An 18692-nucleotide genomic window follows, 5' to 3' on the forward strand; every position below is an offset into this window, starting at 1 on the left:
CCGAGCCCTGCGTTGCCGGAGAGCGTCACGGCGCCGGAGATCCCGGCCGCGCCCGTGCCGGTCAGTGCGCCGATACCGTTCGCCCCATAGCCCGCGAGGGTCAGGGCGTTGGCCAGGGTGACGCCGTTCACGTCCAGGGTGGCGCCGCTCACGACCGTCGCAGCGCCGGTGCCGAGCGCGGCGAGGTTGGTAGCGCTGAGCGTGCCGCCGGAGATCGTCGTGCCGCCCGTGTAGGTGTTGGCGCGCGACAGCGTCAGCGTGCCGGTGTTGACCTTGGTCAGACTGCCCGCGCCGGAGATCGTGCCGGCGTGGGACGTCGCGTCCGTCCGGTCGAAGACCAGGGAGCCGCTGTTGGCGATGTTGGCCGTGATCGACCCGGCCGTAGCGCCGTTGCCGATCGTGAGTTCCGCCCAGGACGTGATCGTCGCGCCGTTTGCATAGGCTTGGTCGTCCAGCAGCCTCCAGTGACCGCCCTGGACGTTCAGCGCCTCGAAATTGGTCACGTTCGCCAGCGTGCCGGTGCCGGTGCCGCTGTCTCTGAGGTTGATCGTGTCGGTGCCGGTGCCGCCGTCGATCCGGCCGGTGATGGTCGATCCGGTGTAGAGGTTGAGGGTGTCGTCGCCGCCCTCCAGGCTGATCGCCCGGCCGCTGTTGCCGGTGATGGTGCCGTAGTTGGTGAGGGTGTCGTTGCCCTCGCCCATCTGGATCGCCGCGCCGTCGCCGCGGATGAAGCGCGCCGAGCCGGTGCCGTTGTAGCGCACGCCGTCGAGGGTACCGATCGAGCCGCCGTCGACGCTGCCGTCCCTCAGACGCACCACCGCGCCCGGGTCCGGGATCGTGCCGTTGCCGATGATCGTGCCCCAGTTGACGATCGTGTCGTTGTCGGCCGCCGTGCGGGTCTTGTTCTCCAGTCGGATCGCGTAGCCGCCCTTGCCCTCGATCGTACCGCTGGCGTTGTTGGTGATCATGGTCGCGGCGACGCCGCTGCGGCTGTTGTCGGCGTTCGAGTCGTTGTTGACCACGATGCCGTAAGCGGCGCCGGTGATCGTGCCGGCATTGGTGATTATGCCGCCGCCGAGCGAGATGCCCTCGCTGTTGTTGGCCCGGCCGCCCGAATCGTAGCCGCCCGCCCCGGTGCCCTTGATCGTGCCGTAATTCAAGATGGTGCCAGCAAGGTCGATATCGACGCCGTCCCCGTCGCCGTCCTGCGTGCCGTTGCCGGAATAGGCCCCTTCGATCGTGCCGAAATTCGTGACCGTACCGCCGGCATCGGAGCCGACGCCCGAGCCGTTGCGGCCGGTGATGGTGGCGTTCGCCGCGTTGTTCACCGTCACGGAGCCGGCGCCGTTGCTGCCGCTGAGGGTGACGCCGTGGCGGGCGCCGGAAATCGAGCCGCCGCCGTAGTTATTGACGGTCCCGGCGGTGGCGGCCTTGAAATCGATGCCGTCGGCTTTGTCGGCGGCCTGGCCATTCGTCCGGATAATGCCGTGATTGTTGACCGTCGCGCCCTGGCCCGGACGGATCGCGTCGTCGCCGTCGGACTTGATCGTTCCGGTGGTGGTGTTGTTGATCGTGATCGTGGCGGCGCCGCTGGCGGCGGCCTCGAAATCCAGCGCCCGCTTTGTCGTTGATTGGATCGTTCCGGCATTCTTCACCGTCACGGTGCCGGCGGTCGGGTTGACGTTGATGCGGACCGCGTCGCCGTCGGACCGGATGATGGCGTCCTTCTTGTTCTCCAGGGTCAGGGTGCGGGCGTTGTCGCCCCCGGAGGCGTCGATCGCCCGGCCGCCCGCCTTGGTCGATTCGATCGTGCCGGAATTGGTGATCTTCAGGTCGGTGGACGCGTCGTTCCAGTCGATCGCCGCCTTCTTGTTGACGGAGAGCTTGCCGCCGGCCTCGACCGTCACCGTGTCCGTGCCGGACACGGCCTTCTGGGCCGCATCCGACCCGGTCGCCGAGACCGTATAGTCGGTCGCGCTCGCCGGATGTCCGCAGGCCGCGGCCGCGAGCCAGATCATCCAGGCGCGCGCATCGCCCCACTGGCCTCGAATCACTGCACCGCTCCAAACGATCTCAGATTTCGCGGGGCGTTATGGAGGGCGGAGCGTGATTTCTTCAAGTTTTTTGATAATATTCTGCAAATACGACGACGGTATCTTCTGGATTTTTATTTCGGACCTTGAAGCAATTTTGGCTGCAATGAATGCGGTAGTGTCGATCAATGGGCGATCCGGGAGCGAATTATTTTCCCTCACCAAAGATCTTCGCCGTGACAGATCGGCCGTGTCCGTTGCCGGCCCGCAACAGCGGCGGCTCAGCCGAGCGCGGGGCGGATGCCGGACCGCCGGCTCGCCGGTTGACACCACCCCCGCCATCGCCAACACCTCGCGCCCGCCGCCTCGCTGCGGCGGATCCCGGGAAGACCTGTGACACGATGGCGGTGACGCGCACCTACCTCGACTTCGAGAAGCCGGTGGCCGAGTTGGAGGCCAAGCTCGAGGAGCTGCGCGCCGTGAGCGCGCGCGACGGCGCGGTCTCGATCACCGAGGAGGTCGGCCGGCTCGAGGCCAAGGCCGGCCAGGCGCTGGCCGAGATCTACGCCAACCTCACCCCCTGGCAGAAGACCCAGGTGGCCCGCCACCCGCAGCGGCCGCATTTCGTCGATTACTGCGCCGGGCTGATCGCCGAGTTCACCCCGCTCGCCGGCGACCGCAGCTTCGGCGAGGACGAGGCGATCCTCGGCGGCTTCGGCCGCTTCCGCGGCCGCCCGGTCCTGGTGCTCGGCCAGGAGAAGGGCGCCACCACGGAGGCGCGGCTCCGGCACAATTTCGGGATGGCCCGGCCCGAGGGCTACCGCAAGGCGGTCCGGCTGATGGAGACCGCCGACCGGTTCGGCCTGCCCGTCATCGCCTTCGTCGACACCGCCGGCGCCTATCCGGGGATCGAGGCGGAGGAGCGCGGCCAGGCCGAGGCCATCGCCCGCTCCACCGAGGCCTGCCTCGCGCTCGGCGTGCCCAACGTCGCCGTGGTGATCGGGGAGGGCGGCTCTGGGGGGGCGATCGCGCTCGCCACCGCCAACCGGGTGCTGATGCTGGAGCACGCGATCTACGGGGTGATCTCGCCCGAGGGCGCCGCCTCGATCCTGTGGCGCGACCAGGGCCGCGCCGCCGACGCCGCTACCGCCATGAAGATCACCGCCCAGGATCTGCTGCGGCTCGGCGTCATCGACGGGATCGTCCCGGAGGCCACCGGCGGGGCGCATCGCGACCGCGAGGCGGCGATCCGCGCGGCCGGCGAGGCCGTCGCCGAGTCCCTTGCCCTGTTCGACGGCCTCAGCCCGGCCGAGATCCGCGACCGCCGCGCGGAGAAGTTCCTCGCCATCGGCCGGGGCCTGTGAGCGAGCCCGGGGCGACGGGGGGTCTGTTCGGCGCCCTCGGTCGGCTGCTCGGCCGGCGCGAGCCCCGGGAGCCGGGTCCGCACAACCACGTCTCGCTCGGCTGCAACTGCCAGATGGCGCATGTGCTCAAGACCCTCGACCTGCGCCACTGGTCCGGCCCGCTCGACTGGATCTTCTCCATGCCCGGCATGGTCCGGGACTGCCTCGCCGACGACTTCGCCGCGCTCGTCGACCGCGACCAGCTCGAGACCATCCCGGAGGCGGAGCGACGCGGTCCCGACATCTGGCGCGGGCGCCACCGGCTCTACCGGGAGCGGCACGGGCTCGAATGCGTGTTCAACCACCACGACCCGGCGGCGCGCGAGGCGGATTACGCCTTCCTCACCGAGGGGGTGCGCCGGATCCGGGTGGCGCTCAACACGCCGGGGACCGAGAACCGCCTGTGGATGATGACCCATCTGCACACGCCCCGGGAGACCGTGGAGGCGATCGACGCCCTGCTGGCGCAGCGGGCGAGCCGCAACCACCTGACGTTCCTGCAGCTCGAGACCGGGCATCCCGAGGTGGCGGTCGTCGAGGCCGCGGACCTGAAGCCGTCCCTGCGCTGGCTGACCGTGCAGACGGCCTCGGAGCCGGTGGGCCTGCGGCTCGCCGACCCGGCCGAGGATGCCCGGCTCGTGGAGATCATCCGCGCGGAGGCGGGGCGGCGGCCGGATCTGTTCGGCTGAGCGGGCGATGATCGCGCCCACGATGGCGCGCGCCCGGAGACCGATCGCGCCGATCACCCGCGCGGATGTCGAACGCCGCCTCGGCTCGATCCTCGGGCAGGCCGGTGGCCTCCTGCCCGCGATGAAGGCCTGCGGTCCGACCGGTCGCGGCGGACGAGCCTCCGACACCGCAGCCGCGGCAGGTCATGGGCCCGGGCGCATCCGGTCCGCCAGATAATCCACCAGCACCCGCACCCGGGCCGGCATGGCGGGACCGCCCACGAACACCGCGTGGATCGCCTCGCGGTCCTGCGGATTGAACGGCTCCAGCAGCGGCACCAGCCGGCCGGCGGCGAGGTCCCCGGCGATGTGGAAGTTGCCGACGCGCGTGATGCCGACGCCGCGCAGGGCGAGCTGCACCAGAGTCTCGCCGTTGTTGGCGGCGACGTTGCCGCGGACCGGCCGGACGACGTCGCGCTCGTCCTCGCGGAACGGCCAGCCGGGCTCGACCCGGCGGAAGCTGAAATCCAGACAGTTGTGGTCGGCGAGGTCGGCGGGCCGCTGCGGCGTCCCGGCCCGGGCGAGGTAGGTCGGCGCCGCCACCACGGTCCGGCCGGTCTCGCCGAGTCGACGGGCGGTGAGCGGGCTGTCGGCCAGGGGACCAAACCGGATCGCCACGTCGGCCCGGCCGCCGAGCACGTCGGCGAGTTCGTCGCTGAGGTCGATCTCCACGGTGATGCCCGGATACCGCTCGCCGAAATCGGCGAGCAGCGGCACGATCACGAGCCGGCCATGGGCGGTGGCGGCACTGACCCGGACCCGCCCGCGGGGGCAGCCCCGATCGGCGAGTGCCCGCTCGGTCTCGTCGAGATCCGCCAGGATGCGGCGCGCGGCCCGCCCGTAGGTCTCGCCTTCGGCGGTGAGCCGCAAAGTCCGGGTGGTCCTCACAAGGAGCCGCACCCCGAGCCGCGCCTCGATTCGCGCGACGATCCGGCTGACCGCCGAGGGCGTCAGGCCGAGCCGGCGGGCCGCCTCCGACAGGCTCCCGGCCTCTGCCACCGCCACGAACACCGCCATCTCGCCGGCCCGATCGGCCCTGTCGCGCAACATGCGTGCCTGCCCCTCGATACGCGGGCGCCTGCCGGTGCCCGCCTCGCATCCCGCGGGACTGCGACGCGGACGCAGCGAGTCGCAGGTCCGCCACGCAGGATGCCATCGTCTCGTCCGCCGGCAAGGTCGCATTCGTGATGCCGGCGCACAGATCCTGGTCCGCGCAACAGACTATTTCCCTGAGCGCGAATCGGCCACCTGCGTCTCCGGAACAACCGGAGACGGAAGACCCATGGCCCTCAACGCACCCCTGCTGGCCCTCGCGGTCGGCGCCTTCGGCATCGGCGTGACCGAATTCACCCCGATGGGGATGCTGCCGCTCATCGCGGGCGATCTGAACGTGTCGATCCCGGCAGCCGGCCTCGTGGTCAGCGCCTATGCGCTGGGGGTGCTGATCGGGGCGCCGGTGATGACGCTCGCCACCGCGCGCATGGGCCGGCGGCGCCTGCTGGTCGGGCTGATGGCGATCTTCACCCTCGGCAACCTCATGGCGGCGGTCGCCGACAGCTACGCCATGCTGATCGCCGCCCGGCTCGTGACCGCGCTGAACCACGGCGCCTTCTTCGGGGTCGGCGCGGTGGTGGCGGCCGGGATCGTGCCGCCGGAACGCCGCGCCGCCGCGGTGGCCGCCATGTTCTCGGGCCTCACCGTGGCGTTGATCGGGGGCGTGCCGCTCGCCGCCTGGATGGGCGCGCAGATCGGCTGGCGCGCGGCGTTCTGGGGGATCGCGGGGGTCGGCGCCGTGACCATGCTCGCTCTGCGCCTCGCCCTGCCGGAGCTCGAGGCCGAGGCTGGATCCGACATGCGCGCCGAACTGCGCGTGCTCGGCCGCGGGCCCGTGCTCGCCGCCCTGGCGCTGACCACCGTCGGCTTCAGCGCGATGTTCACGGTGTTCACCTACATCGTGCCGATCCTGAGGGACGAGACCGGGGGAGCGACGCCGTTCGTCACGGCGATGCTGGTCGTCAACGGGATCGGCCTCGCCCTCGGCAACTGGCTCGGCGGCCGCCTCGCCGACCGCTCCGTGGACGGCACGATCCTGGCCGCACTGGCGGCCCACGTCGGCATCCTGGTGCTGTTCGCCTGTCTGATGCGCGACGCGGCGGCGGTGACGCTTCTGGTCTTCCTCTGGGGCGTGGCGAGCTTCGCCATCGTACCGCCGCTCCAGATGCGCGTGATGGAGAAGGCCGCCGAGGCGCCCAACCTCGCCTCGGCGATGAATATCGGCGCCTTCAATCTCGGCAACGCCATCGGGGCGGCGGTGGGTGGTGTCGTGATCGATGCAGGCCTCCGGCTCCCGGCAGTGCCGCTCGCCGGGGCCGGGCTCGCGGCGCTGGGCCTCGCCTTCATGCTCTGGCTGCGCCGGGGCGGCACGGCGCGGGTCGCCCCCGCCGAGGCCACCTGTGGATAGCGCGCGCGCCCGGCGTAAGCCGGGCCAGTGTTGCACCCGGGTCCTTGCGGTAAGGAAGGTGCAAGCTTAACGAGCGTATTGGGTTGGGGAGTGGCGTCCGACGGTTGCCGAAAAGGCCCGCGGGCGCGCGTAGGACGATTGAGGTTCCCCATGACGGCGCGTCTCGCGACTGCGCGGATGCTGGCGGCCGCATCCCTGTTGGCCCTGTCCCTCGCCGCCTGCCAGGACGGATCCGGGATCAACGGCCCGAGCGCGCGCAGCATCGCGCCGATCGCCCCCCAGACGGTCGCCCTGATGCAGACCAAGGGCATGCAGCAATCCGACCCGATCCTGATCCGCGCCTACAAGAAGGAGGCGGAGATGGAGGTCTGGAAGCGGGGCGGCGACGGCCGCTACGCCCTGCTCAAGACCTACCCGATCTGCCGCTGGTCCGGCCAGCTCGGCCCCAAGACCCGCGAGGGCGACCGTCAGGCGCCCGAGGGGTTCTACACGATCACCCCGGGCCTGATGAATCCGAATTCTTCGTACTATCTCTCGTTCGATACAGGCTTCCCGAATGCCGTCGACCGGGCCAACGGGCGCAGCGGCAAGTACCTGATGGTCCACGGCACCTGCTCGTCCGCGGGCTGCTTCGCCATGACCGACGCCACCATCGCGGAGATCTACGCGGTGGCCCGCGAGGCGTTCATCGGCGGGCAGCGCAGCTTCCAGTTCCAGTCCTACCCGTTCCGGATGACGGCCGAGAACATGGCCAAGTTCCGCAACGACCCGAACATCGGCTTCTGGCAGAACCTCAAGGAAGGGTCGGACTATTTCGAGGCCCTGCGCGAGGAGCCCAAGATCGGCCAGTGCGGCACCCGATACGTGTTCGGCGGCGCCGACGCGGCGGCGGGCTCGTGCAAGCCGAAGGTCGATCCGCTGGTGGCGGAGAAGAGCGAGCGCGACGCGCGCACGGTCGCCGAACTCGTCGCCAAGGGCACGCCGGCGGTGCGGGTGGTCTATCAGGACGGCGGCCAGAACCCGGTGTTCCGTCCACAGAACCCCAGCGCGTTCGCGAGCCTCGGCGGCACCGAGACGACGCTGCCCTACGACGCCAAGGAGTACGGCCGGCACAACCTCGGCGACGTGAGCCGCCCCGAGACCCTGGCGGCCGGCCCGCAGGAGATCGAGGTCGGCCCGAAGGGCCAATCCACGATGATGGCCGCCGCAGAGCCGGCGGCCCCCGCCAAGGCCGCGAAGGCGGACGGCAGGGCGCGGGGGCCGGCCAAGCCGGTCGCCACGACCCTCATGGCGAACCACGCGGAGCCCGCCGCTCAAGGGGCCGCGGCTGTCGACACCCAGGTCGACACCACGGCGGCCCTCGCCGAGAAGCCGGCCCGGATCACCGTGGCGGATGCGGATGGGGATCCGAGCAGCTATCAGAAGCTGTTCGGCAAGCTGTTCGCCAAGGACAATCCGGCCCCGGCGACCCCACCGACCCCGGCGGTCGACGCCGCTATCGTGCCCGAACCGGTCAAGCTCGCGCACGCCGCCGACCCGCTCGCGCCGAAGCCGGCCGCCAAGGCGCACACGCCGCCGCACGCGTCCAAGACCGCCAAGGTCGAGGCCAAGGTTGAGGCCAGGGCCGAGCTCAAGTCGGAGGCGAAGCCCGCCCTCCGGAAGGGCGAGGGCGACAAGGTCAAGCCGTAGGCAAGCGTCCGGGTCATCCGACCGCGCGCTCCTCGTTCAGACGTGTGGCCGCGCCTCGCACCGCCGCGGCGGGACGACGGCGCGGGCCGGTCAACCGAGGCTGACGAGTCCGGCCGTGTCGGCCCCGAACGGCGGGATCCCGGTCATCGCCGGATTGGATGGGGCCGAGTGGACGGTCGGGATCGGGAACGGCCGCGCCTTGGGAACTTACAACCTGGTCAGGCGGCGGTTGGCCGGTAGGCCGACGGCGCGGCGAGGCTCATGAGAGGCGCCGGGGGAGAAGCGCCTTGCCGTCGGATGACCGTCCCGGGCCGCCGCCGCTCAGAGCAGCGGCCGGTCGCGGTTCATCAGCCACAGGGCATGCACGGTGCCGGGCAGCCAGCCCAGGATCCAGAGCACGATGTTGAGCAGGAACTGCAGGCCGAAACCGGTGGTGACGAGGACCGCGATCGGCGGGATGAAGATCGCGAGCAGGATGCGGACGAGGCTGGACACGGAAGCTCCGGGGCTAGGGTCCGAGGGGGTCCACGCTCAAACGACGCGCGGCCGTCTCCGTTCCCCGCCCTGCCGGGAGGCGCGGCAGAACCCACTTCATGTTCACACGCCCGGAGCGCCCACCCCGCTGGCAGCGGAGCGCGACGGGCGCCCTTTCTCCCGGCGGAGAACCGGCTCAGCTCCGCCTTGGAGACGCGACATGAGACGCTCGGAGATACCGGGGTCCGCTTTTCAAGGGGATCCGTGACTCCGGAGCCCGCACGGGAGAGAGGCCCCTCGCTTCCGGATACCGCCGCCTTGACGGCCACGTTGCATGGATCCTGTGGCCGAACGCGCAACGATTCTGGAGGATATCGGCCGGGGATTCGTGCGACTCGCCGAGCAGGTCAACGACGAACTGGAACGCCGCGGCCTCCTCCACCATGAGGCCGACGCCGACGCCACCGTCGAGGCTCAGATCGAGACGCTGATCGCCCGGCTCGGCGACGACGCCGCGGTGTCCGAGGCCGCCACCGCGGCGAGCGACGTTCCCCTGTTGCACAGCCCGATGCTCCTGCAGGCGCTCCGGATCGCGCTCACGTTTGACCCACGATCTCCCGATCGCGGCCGGTCCGGCCCCGGATCGGACCGCCCCCGTGTGAACGGCGGCCGCGTATCCCACCGGGTGCACCGTCGGCGGTGCGCCCGTCAGTTCTTCATCGGCGCCGTGGTGGCGGAGGGCACGTTCACTGCCTGCTTCTCCGGGTGCTTCACTTGGCTGTAGGCGACGTTGGCGAAGGTGCCGATCACCGCGGGCCAGCTCGGGCTGGCATATTGCTGGTCGTCACGCCCCGCCTTGCAGAAGGCCGTGGTGAGGGCGTTGACCACGTCGTCGTCCGTGGCCCCCGTGGAGGCCGTCTTGATCTGCTGCACCACCCGGACCAGCGTCGGCACGAAGTCCTGCTGCTTCACGCCCTTGAGCGCGTCCTGCACGCCGAGCTTGTCGAAGGCCGCCTTGAGCGTGTCCTGCTCGATCTCCGCGCAGGGGGCGGTGCCCGCCAGCATGGTCTTGGTGGCGGCGCGCGCCTCGGAGGCCTTCTCGCCGGTCACCGGCGGCGCCTTGTTGCCCCAGGAGTTGCGGATGTAGTCGGTGACGTTCTTCACCTCGACGTCGGTCATCTGCTGGCCGATCGCCACCATCGGGGCGAGGCCGCTCTGGGCGCCGAGGCCGCCGTAGATCACCCGCAGCACCGTCTCGGGGCCCTCCGACATCACCGAGGTGTTGCCGGCGAGCGCCGGCACCGCGCCCTCGATGCCCTTGCCGTCGGGCTGGTGGCAGGAGGAGCAGTAGGTCAGGTAGGTCGAAGCGCCGGGGGCGCCGGCGGTGTCGAAGACCGCGAGGTCCTTGGGCTTGTAGGTCTGCTTGGCGGGAATCGTGCGCAGGTAGGCGACCATCGCCTTCAGATCCTCCTCCTTCACCTGGGAGAGGGATTCCATGATGGTCTGGCGCATCGGGCCGGCGGCGACGCCCGGCCGGTCGCCCGGGGCGGTGCCGGTCTTGAGGTAGGTCACCACCTGCTCGTCGGTCCAGGCACCGATGCCCTGGTGGCCGTCCGGGGTGATGTTGGGGGCATACCAGCCGTCGATCACGCCGCCGCCGAAGCGGCCCGCGAAGCTCGAATTGCCGACGAGCTTGTTCTCGTTGTGGCACATGGCGCAATGGCCCAGCCCCTCGACGAGGTAGCCGCCGCGGTTGACCTCGGCGCTGGCGTTCGGATCGGGCTTGAAGCGCTCCTCGCTGAAGAAGGCGGTCCGCCACGTCACCAGCGCCGTGCGGACGCTGAACGGGAACGGGATCTGGCTCTCCTGGCGCTTCTGGCTCACCGCCGGGATCGACTGCAGGTAGGCCCAGATCGCCTTGGTGTCCTCGTCGCTGACCTTGGTGTACCAGGCGAACGGAAAGGCCGGGTAGAGATACCCGACATGCTTGCTGTAGCCCTGCCGGAAGGACTTCTCGAAGTCGGCGTAAGAGTAGTCGCCGAGCCCGGTCTCCTTGTCGGGGGTGAGGTTGGGCGTCATGATCACGCCGAACGGCATGTTCAGCGCATAGTTGCCGGCGAGGAACTTTCCGCCCGGGGCGGTGTGGCAGGCGGCGCAATCGCCCATGGTGACGAGGTACTTGCCGCGCTCGACCGGATCGGCGCTGTCCTGCGCGCGGGCCGGCACGGCCATGAACAGACCCGCGAGGAGCGGGACCGTCATCAGCGGAGCCGTCACGCGCGGATCTGCGGCCCATCCAGACGCGGGGCGATTCGTCCGCTGCCTCGTGCGCTGCATGACCACGTCTCCCCTGAGAGAATTGTCGTCGTTGGAAAGTAGAGTCGTTAGAAAGTACTGACGCGCGTGAACGCCTCCGTTCGCGGCGTTGTTCCTGTCGGCGGCGGCCTGCGGCGATGCGCCATGCCGGCGCGGATCCGCACTCCGAGATCCGCCAGATGGGCGACGAGCCCGGCGAGCAGGCAGGCGGCGACCGTGCTCCAGGGGGCGCCGACCAGGGCGGCGCGCAGGGCCAGCATCAAGGCCGCCCCGGAGGCGAGGGTGGCGAGGAGCGCCGGCAGGGACAGGTCCGCGAACACGCCCGGGACCACGCGCCTGCGCCGGCACAGCCAGACCAGCAGCAGCGCCTCGAGGACCACCAGCGCCAGGATGCCGTCGATGATCCGGCCCGAGGCGAACAGGGCGGCCATCAGGCCGTCGCCCGGAAGGGGGCGTTGAGGCGCACGATCCGCAGGTTGAGACAGGCGGCGACGCTGACCCAGGCGAGGTAGGGCAGGTTCATCAGCCCGGCCGTGGCCGAGACCCGGCCGGTCACCGCCACCAGCACGGCGATCGACAGCCACAGGGCCGCGACCTCGGCCAGCGCCCAGTCGGGGCGGCGGAAGCGGAAGAACAGCACGCTCCAGGCGATGTTGAGCACCCCGTTCACCGCGTAGGCGGCGAGCAGCACCCCGCGGGCGCCGGGATCGGGGTCGCCGGTCCAGGCGAGCACCCCGGCGGCGGTGGTGAGCACGAAGATCACGGTCCAGACCGGCCCGAAGGCCCAGTCCGGCGGTTTCCAGACCGGGACGCGCAGGGCCCGGTACCAGGCATCCGTGGTGGTGGCGACGCCGCCCGCCACCGCTACGAGGATCGCCGCCGCGGCCGCCACCGCGGCCGGCTCCCAGCCGGTACCGGTCCCAGGCAGCGTCACGGCGAGACCCAGCGGAACAGGTGCGCGAGGTCCTTGAAGAAGATCCGCGCGTGGGCGGCGGGCTTGGCCCGGACCAGCTCCTTGTTCATGTAGCTGTCCCAGGTGAGCTGCTGCACGTCCTTGTCCCGGCAGATCGCCACGAAGCGCTCGCGCAGGCCGTCGCTGCGGTACCAGACCCACTGCATCATCCCGAGGATCCAGAAGACGCGGCCGTGGAGCTTCATGAAGCGCGCCCGCGCGCGGGCGAGCGCCCGGGCATCCCCGGTCTCCAGGAAGGCCGCGGCCGCCTCCGCCGAGAGGCGGCCGCCCAGCATGGCGTAGTAGATGCCCTCGCCGGAGGCCGGCGCGACCACGCCGGCGGCGTCGCCGGCGAGCAGCACGTCGCGGCCGTTGTCCCAGCGCTTCAGGGGCTTGAGGGGCAGCGGCGCGCCCTCGCGGCGGAGGGTCTCGGCCGTGTCGAGCCCCGTCGCGGCGCGCAGGTTCCGGATCGAGGAGCGCAGGGAGAAGCCCTTCTTGGCGCTGCCGGTGCCGATGCTCAGCGTGTCGCCGTGGGGAAAGATCCAGCTGTAGAAATCCGGCGAGTGCCGGCCCTGGTAGTAGACGTCGCAGCGGCTCGCCTCGACGGATTCGGCCCCCGGCGCGCCCGCTTCCGGGACCCGCAGGATCTCGTGGTAGGCGAAGACCTGCCGCATCTTGGCGTGGCCCGGCACCTCGGCCCGCCCGACGGGCGAGCAGGCCCCGTCGGCGCCGATGACGAGGCGCGCCCGGACCGCGTGGCGGGCGAGCGTTTCGCCGGTGCCGGTGGTGAAGTGGACGAGCGCCGGCCCGCCATCTGGCCGGGAGATGGTTTCGAAGGCGGCTTCGCGCAGGGCGGCGCCGGCCTGCACGGCCCGGGCGCGCAACCACGGGTCGAAATGCTCGCGGTCGACCATGCCGACGAAGCCTTCGCCGACGGGCATGTCCACGGCCTTGCCGCTCGGCGCCACCATCCGGGCGGACCGGATCTTGGCGACCAGGAGGGAATCGGGGATCGCGAAGTCGCGGATCAGCCGCGGCGGGATCGCGCCGCCGCAGGGCTTGATCCGGCCGGGCTTGTCGAGGAGCAGCACCGTGTGCCCGGCCCGGGCGAGGTCGTTGGCCGCCGTGGCGCCCGCGGGGCCGCCGCCGACCACCACGACGTCGAAGGCCGCTTCGCCGCCGCCTCTCCCCGGAGAGGGGGAGGGGGAAGAGCGGCCGCCATCATCCAACCGAGCCATGGCTTCACCTCGCGCCGAGGGCGGAATTGAGCGGCACCGGGCCCGGCGCCGCGACGGGTTCCAGCCGCGCGGCCAAGACCACTGCGACCAGGAACAGCCCGCCTTCCGCGGCGAACACCGCCGCGTAGGCCTGGACCGGTTCGGCGGTGACGAGCCGCAGGGCGTCCACCGCCACCGCGCCCAGAAATCCGCCGGCCCCGAACGCGATGCCCTGCGCGGCACCCCAGACGCCCATCCGGGTGCCGCGCTCGCGCGCGTCGCCCCGGCCGGCGAGCGCCATCATCGAGCCGATCGCCGCGACCGCATAGGCGCCGTTGGCCATCCCGAGGGCGAACACCGTCTGCCGCAGCGGGAAATCGGTGCCCCCGGCCGCACCGCTCGCCAGGGCGAACAGGGCGGCCGCCGAGCCGGCGCAGCCCAGGGCGATCCACAGTCTCAAAGAGGCGAGGGGGGTGCCGCGGGCCATGAGCGTCAGCCCCGCCACCACCAGCATCCCGGCGAGCACGCCCCCGTGCTGGAGCCCGGCGAGTTTCGTGGTGGCGCCCGGGGTCATGGCGAAGACGAGGCCCGCGTAGGGCTCCAGGATCAGCTCCTGGGCGCTGTAGGCCAGCATCGAGACGAACACGAACAGCGTGAAGGTCCGGGCCACGGGGTCGGCCAGGACCTCGGCCAGCACGGCGAAGAACGGCCGCCGCGCCGCCTCGGGCTCGGGCTCGGGCTCGGGCGGCCGGAGGGCCAGGCGCCGCTCCACCCCGACCACCGCCAGGGCGGCGACGCAGAACGCCACCAGGGAGACCGTGCCGGAGACCGCCACGAGGCGCAGGCCGGAGAACGGATCCAGGAAATGGCCGGCGAGGGGAGCCGTGACGGCGAACCCGACGATCATCATCACCCAGACGATGGTGGCGGCGGCCCCGCGCCGGGCCGGCGCGACGCCGCCCGCGAGCAGCACGAGCAGCGAGGTCCCGGCGGCGCCGACCCCGATCCCGACGCACAGGAACGCGCCTGCGGCGAGCGCCAGCCCCAGCACGAGGTGGGTGGCGGCGAGCGCGGTGCCGCAGGCCGCCCCGACCCCGCCAAGGCAGAGCAGCGCCATGCCGCCGACGATCCAGGGGGTGCGCCGGCCGCTCCGGTCCGAGCCGTAGCCCCAGCGGGGGCGCAGCACCTGCATCGCGTAGTGCAGGGCGACCAGAAGGCCGGGCACGAGGGCGGGCAGCGCAAGTTCCACCACCATCACCCGGTTGAGCGTGGCGGTCATCAGCACCACGACGCTGCCCAGGGCGGTCTGGACCAGGCCGAGGCGGACGATCTGGGGCCAGCCGAGGTGCTGTTCGGGCGCACCGGCTCTCTCCGGGCCCCACGGGATCTCCGCCCCCGCGGACGGGGCATGGATCGTGGCGCTGCCGGCGCGCGAACCGGGCTCGCCCATCACGCGCCCCCCACCAGCGGCCGCAGCGCGAAGGCGGCGACCAGCATGCCGAGCACGTAGAGGGTGGTGCCGGTGCCGTTGTACCAGACCGCCCGCTCCCGGGGATCGTCGAGGAACCGGACCATCAGGACGAACTGTCCGGCGAGCAGCGCCGCCACGAGGCCGGCATGCCAGTACCGCTCCCAGCCGGTCAGCAGCGCGATCACCGCCACCTGCGGCAGCGCCATCACCAGGCAGGCGAAGCGCGCGGCGCGCTCCGTGCCCATCTGCACCGGCAGGGACAGCAGGCCCATGCGCCGGTCGCCCTCCACCGATTTGAAATCGTTGAGCGTCATTATTCCATGGGCGCCGGCGGCGTACAGCAGCGCGACGAGCATCACCCGCCGATCCGGAAGGGCGGCGGCCATCACGGCGGCGCCGGTGAACCAGGGCAGGCCCTCGTAGCAGAGCGCCACAGCGGCGTTTCCCCACCAGCCGTTCTTCTTCAGGCGCAGGGGCGGCGCGGAATAGATCCACGCCAGCGCCAGCCCGAACAGGGCGGCCCCGAGGATCCAGGGCCCCAGCGCGGCGGCCACCACCAGGGACAGCACGGTCCAGCCGAGCGCGAGGTAGAGGCCCCAGCGGCCCGGGATCCGGCCCGAGGGAATCGGCCGGTTCGGCTCGTTGATCGCGTCGACGTGGCGGTCGAACCAGTCGTTGGCGGCCTGGCTGGTGGCGCAGACCAGCGGTCCGGCCAGCAGAACCCCGGCGGCGATCACCGGCCACTGACCGTGCGCGGGCTGCCCCGAGGAGATCACACCGCAGGCGAACGCCCACATCGGGGCGAACCACGTCAGCGGCTTCAGCAGCTCGATCACTGCGCTCGGGGCGGGCGTGGCGGCCATACCGGGAGGCTACCGGGGCCCGCCCAAGTGTCAAGTCAGATTTACACCGGACGCCGGCTTGCGCGAAACGTTTGTCGGATGAATACAGCCAGCGGATGAAAATACATTATCCGATCAGCCAGCAGCAGGCGCGCGGGGAGCCCTCATTTCGGGGCGCCGAGGCGTGCGCATCGCGCCCTGCGCTAGCCTGATGCAGCGCGCCGCGGGGCCGGCTGACCGGGTGCATCATGGGTCATAGGGGCCGACGTGGCGAGGTCCCGACGATGCGGCTTTGTGGCCGCGCGGCATGGCATCTCCCGTGCAGGGAGCGCGATTGCGACCTGGCGGCCGGCCCCACTCATCATCACGCACGCAGCGACGTGATCCAGGACAGCGCAAGCGGTAGCGCCCGCAGGTTCGCGTAAGCTCGGCGCGCAGAGACGGCGGCCAAGCATCCGGATGCGGGCGCGGAACCGACATCCCGGAAGCCATACCGCAGGGCCACGTCGCGCTCGGCAGCCTGCGGGGGAACGGATCCCTGGACTTCCAGCAGTGCGCAGATGGCCCGCGTCCGGGACGCAGGATCGGCGGCCCCGCCACGCGGTCCCGCGACGGCCGGCCGAGGCCCGATTCAGTCCTCTTCGGCGGGCCCGTCCAGGTCGCCGACGCCGTAGCGGCGCATCTTCGCGTAGAGGCCCTGCCGGCTCAAGCCCAGCATCTCCGCCGCCGAGGCTCGGTTGTCCCGGGTGATGCGCAGGGCCGCCTCGATGCAGAGCTTCTCGATCAGGTCGGTGGTCTCGCGCACCAGGGTCTTCATCGAGACCCGCCCGACCAGTTCGGCCATCTGCTCGACCGAGCGCGGAACATCCCGCCCGCCGGCCAGGCGCCCCTCCGGGATCCGCCGCGGGGCGGGGCGGATGGCGAAGCCCAGGCAGGGGCGGGCGCCGGCCACCGAGACGGCGGCGACCTCCACGTCCTCGGTCCCGCCGAAGGTGCCCCGGACGAGGGTGGCGAAGCGGCGGACGGCCCCGTGATCGACGAGCATCGCGAACAGGGCCTGCACCTCGGATTCGTCCCGGCCGAGCCATTGATCGAGGCTGCGCCCCCGGGCCTGCCCCTCGGTGGCGAGCTGGGCCAGCTCCAGGAAGGCGGCGTTCGCCGTCAGGATGCGCCGGGACGGATCGGTGAGGACGAAGCCCTCGGGCATCGCCTCGATCACCGCGCGGGTCGGCGCCTCCCGGTCGGCCCCGGTTTCCGCGACCGCCGGATCGGCCACGAGCCGCATCAGGACGCTGGCGCCGCTCTCGCCGCGGAACAGCGAGGCCGCGACCGTGACCTCGCCGCGGCCATGCGGCAGGGTCGCCCGGATTTCCGCGGCCTGCCCGGTGGCCCGCAGGGCGGCGAACTGCGCCTCGAGGGCCCGGGTGCTGGCGGCGTCGAACAGGTCGACCGCGTCCTGACCGGCGACGCGCTTCGCCGGTCGGCCGAGCAGGCGCGCGGCGGCCGGGTTGGCCTCGCCGACCCGGCGCGTCCCGGCATCGACCACCAGCACCGGCTCCCCGGAGATCTGGAACAGCAGCCGGTAGCGGGTCTCGGCGGCGCGCAGGCGGTCGTAGTCCCGCTCCAGAGCCTGCTGGGTCTCAAGCAACCGGCGCTGCAGGGCCGCCACCGCCCGCATGTCGCGGCCGAGCACCAGGATCGGGCCGCCCTCGGCCGGGCGGATCGAGGCGTAGCGCATCGGCAGGTCGATGCCGCTGGGCGAGGGATGGTTGACCTGACGCCAGCGGGTGACGCCCTCGGCCCGGGCGTCCCGCAACAGGGCGTCGACCTTCGGCCGGCTCTCCACCGTGACGGTATCGACCCAGCGCCGGCCCAGCCAGCCGGGGATGTTCTCGGACTCGAGGTCGGTCCCGACGGTCGCGTCCCGAATCACCCCGTCGGCGTCGATCACCAGCGACACGTCGGCGGAGGCCGCGACGATCCGCCCGACCGCCTCGCCGTCGAGGTGGCCGGCCACCTGCTGCAGGGCCTCGGGCGGCCGCTGCGGTGTGGGGCGAGGCTGGGGCGTCACGGTCACCGCAATGTGAAGTTCGGGTTTCGACCCTTTCAGCAGGCCAATGCCTGTCTGTCCAGCAAAGCTTCAGCGGCGGCGGGCGCCAAACACGCGTCCGCCGCGCAGGCATCGGCCCCGAAGATGCCCGCCTCCCCGCCGTTGCGGGCGAAGTAGGGGCCGCCGACCAGAACGCGAATGTCCGGGTTCCGGGAGGCGCTCCGCATGTCCGACACCGTCCCGGCCAGGGCCGGCGTCAGCACGTCGCTCGAGAGCGACAGGCCGACGACGTCGAACCAGTCGGCGCCGAGAAGTTCCAGGGGATCGAGGCCGGGCCCGGGCACCGCCGTGGTCACGTCCCATCCGGCCTCCCGGAAGAAGCTCGCGACGATCGACAGGCCGAACCGATGGGTCTCGCCGGGGCAGGGCATCAGCAGGACGCTGCGGCCGTTGGCGGGGACCGATTCGCTCTCCATCTCGGCGCAGAGGCGGCGGCTCACCGCCTGCAGCCGCCCGAGGGCCTCCGTGACCGCGAGGAAGTCGCAGGCATCCTCCTCCCAGAGGGCGCCGAGGTGCCGCGCCGCCGGGGCGAGCAGGTCGAGGAGGAGGCGCGCCAGGGGCAGGCCACCCTCCCGCAGGGCATCCACCTGCGCGTCGAGATCCACAGGACCGGGGGCAAGGAGAAGGGCGCTGAACCGGGCGATCTCCTGCGGGCTCGGGGCGCGCCCGGCCCGGCCGCGGCGGCGGGCGGCGGCGGGACGATGGGCCAGCATCAGCCGGGGCAGGATCTCCGCCTCGACGACCCGCGCGAGCGCGTCGGGCAGGGCGCGATTGGTCTCCGACCACGCGAACGACAGGTCGCGGAACACCGGGAGGCCCTCACCCGCGGGGCCGCAGCCTGCCGAGGGGGGGCCGTATTCCAGACGTTCACCGAAATGCCTCCAGTCTCCCATCGGCATCCCTCCCTGAAGCGGCCCCGGCCCGGAAAGGACCGGCGGCTCCGCCCGCGCATCGGGTTCGGCGTTGCTCGCCCGTCTGTTCTTCGTCTTCTGTTGG

At 71.8% G+C, this 18692-nt stretch carries 17 protein-coding genes; 6 read left to right on the plus strand and 11 right to left on the minus strand.

The features are described 5' to 3' along the window. On the minus strand, positions 1-2054 hold a 2054-nt coding region (locus MKL01_RS26835), incomplete at its 3' end, for a beta strand repeat-containing protein (RefSeq protein WP_243908228.1). Positions 2055-2106: 52 nt separating this feature from the next. On the opposite strand from MKL01_RS26835, the gene MKL01_RS26840 reads away from it, so the two are divergent. From MKL01_RS26840 to MKL01_RS26850, 3 genes are read left to right on the plus strand one after another with little or no spacing between them, the layout of a single operon-like run. Beyond that, positions 2107-2430 (plus strand): hypothetical protein, encoded by a 324-nt coding sequence (locus tag MKL01_RS26840; RefSeq protein WP_243908229.1) that lies wholly within the window; start codon positions 2107-2109, stop codon positions 2428-2430. Positions 2431-2434: 4 nt separating this feature from the next. Then, positions 2435-3397, plus strand: a complete 963-nt coding sequence (locus tag MKL01_RS26845; RefSeq protein WP_243908230.1) for an acetyl-CoA carboxylase carboxyltransferase subunit alpha — start codon at positions 2435-2437, stop codon at positions 3395-3397. Next, the gene (locus tag MKL01_RS26850) at positions 3394-4125 is read left to right on the plus strand and encodes a DUF1796 family putative cysteine peptidase (protein ID WP_243908231.1); all 732 of its coding nucleotides are present in this window, start codon (positions 3394-3396) and stop codon (positions 4123-4125) included. The genes MKL01_RS26845 and MKL01_RS26850 overlap by 4 nt, the downstream gene beginning before the upstream one ends. 183 nt (positions 4126-4308) lie before the next feature. On the opposite strand, the gene MKL01_RS26855 is transcribed toward MKL01_RS26850, so the two are convergent. Continuing rightward, positions 4309-5214 (minus strand): LysR family transcriptional regulator, encoded by a 906-nt coding sequence (locus tag MKL01_RS26855; protein WP_243908232.1) that lies wholly within the window; start codon positions 5212-5214, stop codon positions 4309-4311. Positions 5215-5446: 232 nt separating this feature from the next. Here MKL01_RS26855 and MKL01_RS26860 point away from each other — a divergent pair, with 232 nt between their 5' ends. Together MKL01_RS26860 and MKL01_RS26865 are read left to right on the plus strand one after the other, a co-directional pair. After that, positions 5447-6625: an MFS transporter gene (locus MKL01_RS26860; protein ID WP_243908233.1), complete on the plus strand. Its 1179-nt coding sequence runs from the start codon at positions 5447-5449 to the stop codon at positions 6623-6625. Between the two features lie 150 nt (positions 6626-6775). Then, complete coding sequence (locus MKL01_RS26865) at positions 6776-8314, plus strand: murein L,D-transpeptidase family protein (protein WP_243908234.1); 1539 nt, start codon at positions 6776-6778, stop codon at positions 8312-8314. Positions 8315-8635: 321 nt separating this feature from the next. Here the strand turns inward: MKL01_RS26865 and MKL01_RS26870 are convergent, their stop codons facing one another. Continuing rightward, the gene (locus MKL01_RS26870; RefSeq protein WP_243908235.1) at positions 8636-8809 is read right to left on the minus strand and encodes a YqaE/Pmp3 family membrane protein; all 174 of its coding nucleotides are present in this window, start codon (positions 8807-8809) and stop codon (positions 8636-8638) included. 322 nt (positions 8810-9131) lie between these two features. Here MKL01_RS26870 and MKL01_RS26875 point away from each other — a divergent pair, with 322 nt between their 5' ends. Beyond that, complete coding sequence (locus MKL01_RS26875; RefSeq protein ID WP_243908236.1) at positions 9132-9572, plus strand: hypothetical protein; 441 nt, start codon at positions 9132-9134, stop codon at positions 9570-9572. Here MKL01_RS26875 and MKL01_RS26880 read toward each other — a convergent pair. The 8 genes from MKL01_RS26880 to MKL01_RS26915 all read right to left on the minus strand — a co-directional run bounded on the left by MKL01_RS26880 (position 9497) and on the right by MKL01_RS26915 (position 18589). Further along, positions 9497-11125, minus strand: a complete 1629-nt coding sequence (locus tag MKL01_RS26880) for a cytochrome c (protein ID WP_409566348.1) — start codon at positions 11123-11125, stop codon at positions 9497-9499. The two genes, MKL01_RS26875 and MKL01_RS26880, sit on opposite strands and share 76 nt — an antisense overlap. Before the next feature lie 47 nt (positions 11126-11172). Further along, the gene (locus MKL01_RS26885; RefSeq protein WP_243908237.1) at positions 11173-11535 is read right to left on the minus strand and encodes a hypothetical protein; all 363 of its coding nucleotides are present in this window, start codon (positions 11533-11535) and stop codon (positions 11173-11175) included. Then, complete coding sequence (locus tag MKL01_RS26890; protein WP_279604920.1) at positions 11535-12032, minus strand: tryptophan-rich sensory protein; 498 nt, start codon at positions 12030-12032, stop codon at positions 11535-11537. The genes MKL01_RS26885 and MKL01_RS26890 overlap by 1 nt, the downstream gene beginning before the upstream one ends. A gap of 2 nt (positions 12033-12034) precedes the next feature. Continuing rightward, positions 12035-13294 carry a geranylgeranyl diphosphate reductase gene (locus tag MKL01_RS26895; protein ID WP_243908239.1) on the minus strand — a complete coding sequence of 420 codons (1260 nt, stop codon included), beginning with the start codon at positions 13292-13294 and terminating at the stop codon, positions 12035-12037. A gap of 4 nt (positions 13295-13298) precedes the next feature. Then, complete coding sequence (locus tag MKL01_RS26900; RefSeq protein ID WP_243908240.1) at positions 13299-14723, minus strand: BCD family MFS transporter; 1425 nt, start codon at positions 14721-14723, stop codon at positions 13299-13301. Next, positions 14723-15607 carry a chlorophyll synthase ChlG gene (chlG, locus tag MKL01_RS26905; protein ID WP_243908241.1) on the minus strand — a complete coding sequence of 295 codons (885 nt, stop codon included), beginning with the start codon at positions 15605-15607 and terminating at the stop codon, positions 14723-14725. The genes MKL01_RS26900 and chlG overlap by 1 nt, the downstream gene beginning before the upstream one ends. A 610-nt stretch (positions 15608-16217) precedes the next feature. Continuing rightward, on the minus strand, positions 16218-17663 hold the full coding sequence (ppsR, locus tag MKL01_RS26910) for a transcriptional regulator PpsR (protein WP_243908242.1): 1446 nt from the start codon (positions 17661-17663) through the stop codon (positions 16218-16220). A gap of 29 nt (positions 17664-17692) precedes the next feature. Continuing rightward, entirely contained in the window at positions 17693-18589 is an 897-nt protein-coding gene (locus tag MKL01_RS26915; RefSeq protein ID WP_243908243.1) for a B12-binding domain-containing protein, read from the minus strand. Positions 18590-18692: the final 103 nt, after the last annotated feature.

Origin of the sequence: Methylobacterium sp. J-070, from assembly GCF_022829385.1 — a bacterium.
Lineage (GTDB): Bacteria > Pseudomonadota > Alphaproteobacteria > Rhizobiales > Beijerinckiaceae > Methylobacterium.

What these genes read in the sequence shown, in the direction of transcription:
- chlG (WP_243908241.1), bottom strand. Translation starts at nt 15,607, where the DNA reads ATGGCCGCCACGCCCGCCCCGAGCGCAGTGATCGAGCTGCTGAAGCCG.
- MKL01_RS26915 (WP_243908243.1), bottom strand. Translation starts at nt 18,589, where the DNA reads ATGGGAGACTGGAGGCATTTCGGTGAACGTCTGGAATACGGCCCCCCC.
- MKL01_RS26880 (WP_409566348.1), bottom strand. Translation starts at nt 11,125, where the DNA reads ATGCAGCGCACGAGGCAGCGGACGAATCGCCCCGCGTCTGGATGGGCC.
- MKL01_RS26895 (WP_243908239.1), bottom strand. Translation starts at nt 13,294, where the DNA reads ATGGCTCGGTTGGATGATGGCGGCCGCTCTTCCCCCTCCCCCTCTCCG.
- MKL01_RS26845 (WP_243908230.1), top strand. Translation starts at nt 2,435, where the DNA reads ATGGCGGTGACGCGCACCTACCTCGACTTCGAGAAGCCGGTGGCCGAG.
- MKL01_RS26885 (WP_243908237.1), bottom strand. Translation starts at nt 11,535, where the DNA reads ATGGCCGCCCTGTTCGCCTCGGGCCGGATCATCGACGGCATCCTGGCG.
- MKL01_RS26860 (WP_243908233.1), top strand. Translation starts at nt 5,447, where the DNA reads ATGGCCCTCAACGCACCCCTGCTGGCCCTCGCGGTCGGCGCCTTCGGC.
- MKL01_RS26900 (WP_243908240.1), bottom strand. Translation starts at nt 14,723, where the DNA reads ATGGGCGAGCCCGGTTCGCGCGCCGGCAGCGCCACGATCCATGCCCCG.
- MKL01_RS26865 (WP_243908234.1), top strand. Translation starts at nt 6,776, where the DNA reads ATGACGGCGCGTCTCGCGACTGCGCGGATGCTGGCGGCCGCATCCCTG.
- MKL01_RS26855 (WP_243908232.1), bottom strand. Translation starts at nt 5,214, where the DNA reads ATGTTGCGCGACAGGGCCGATCGGGCCGGCGAGATGGCGGTGTTCGTG.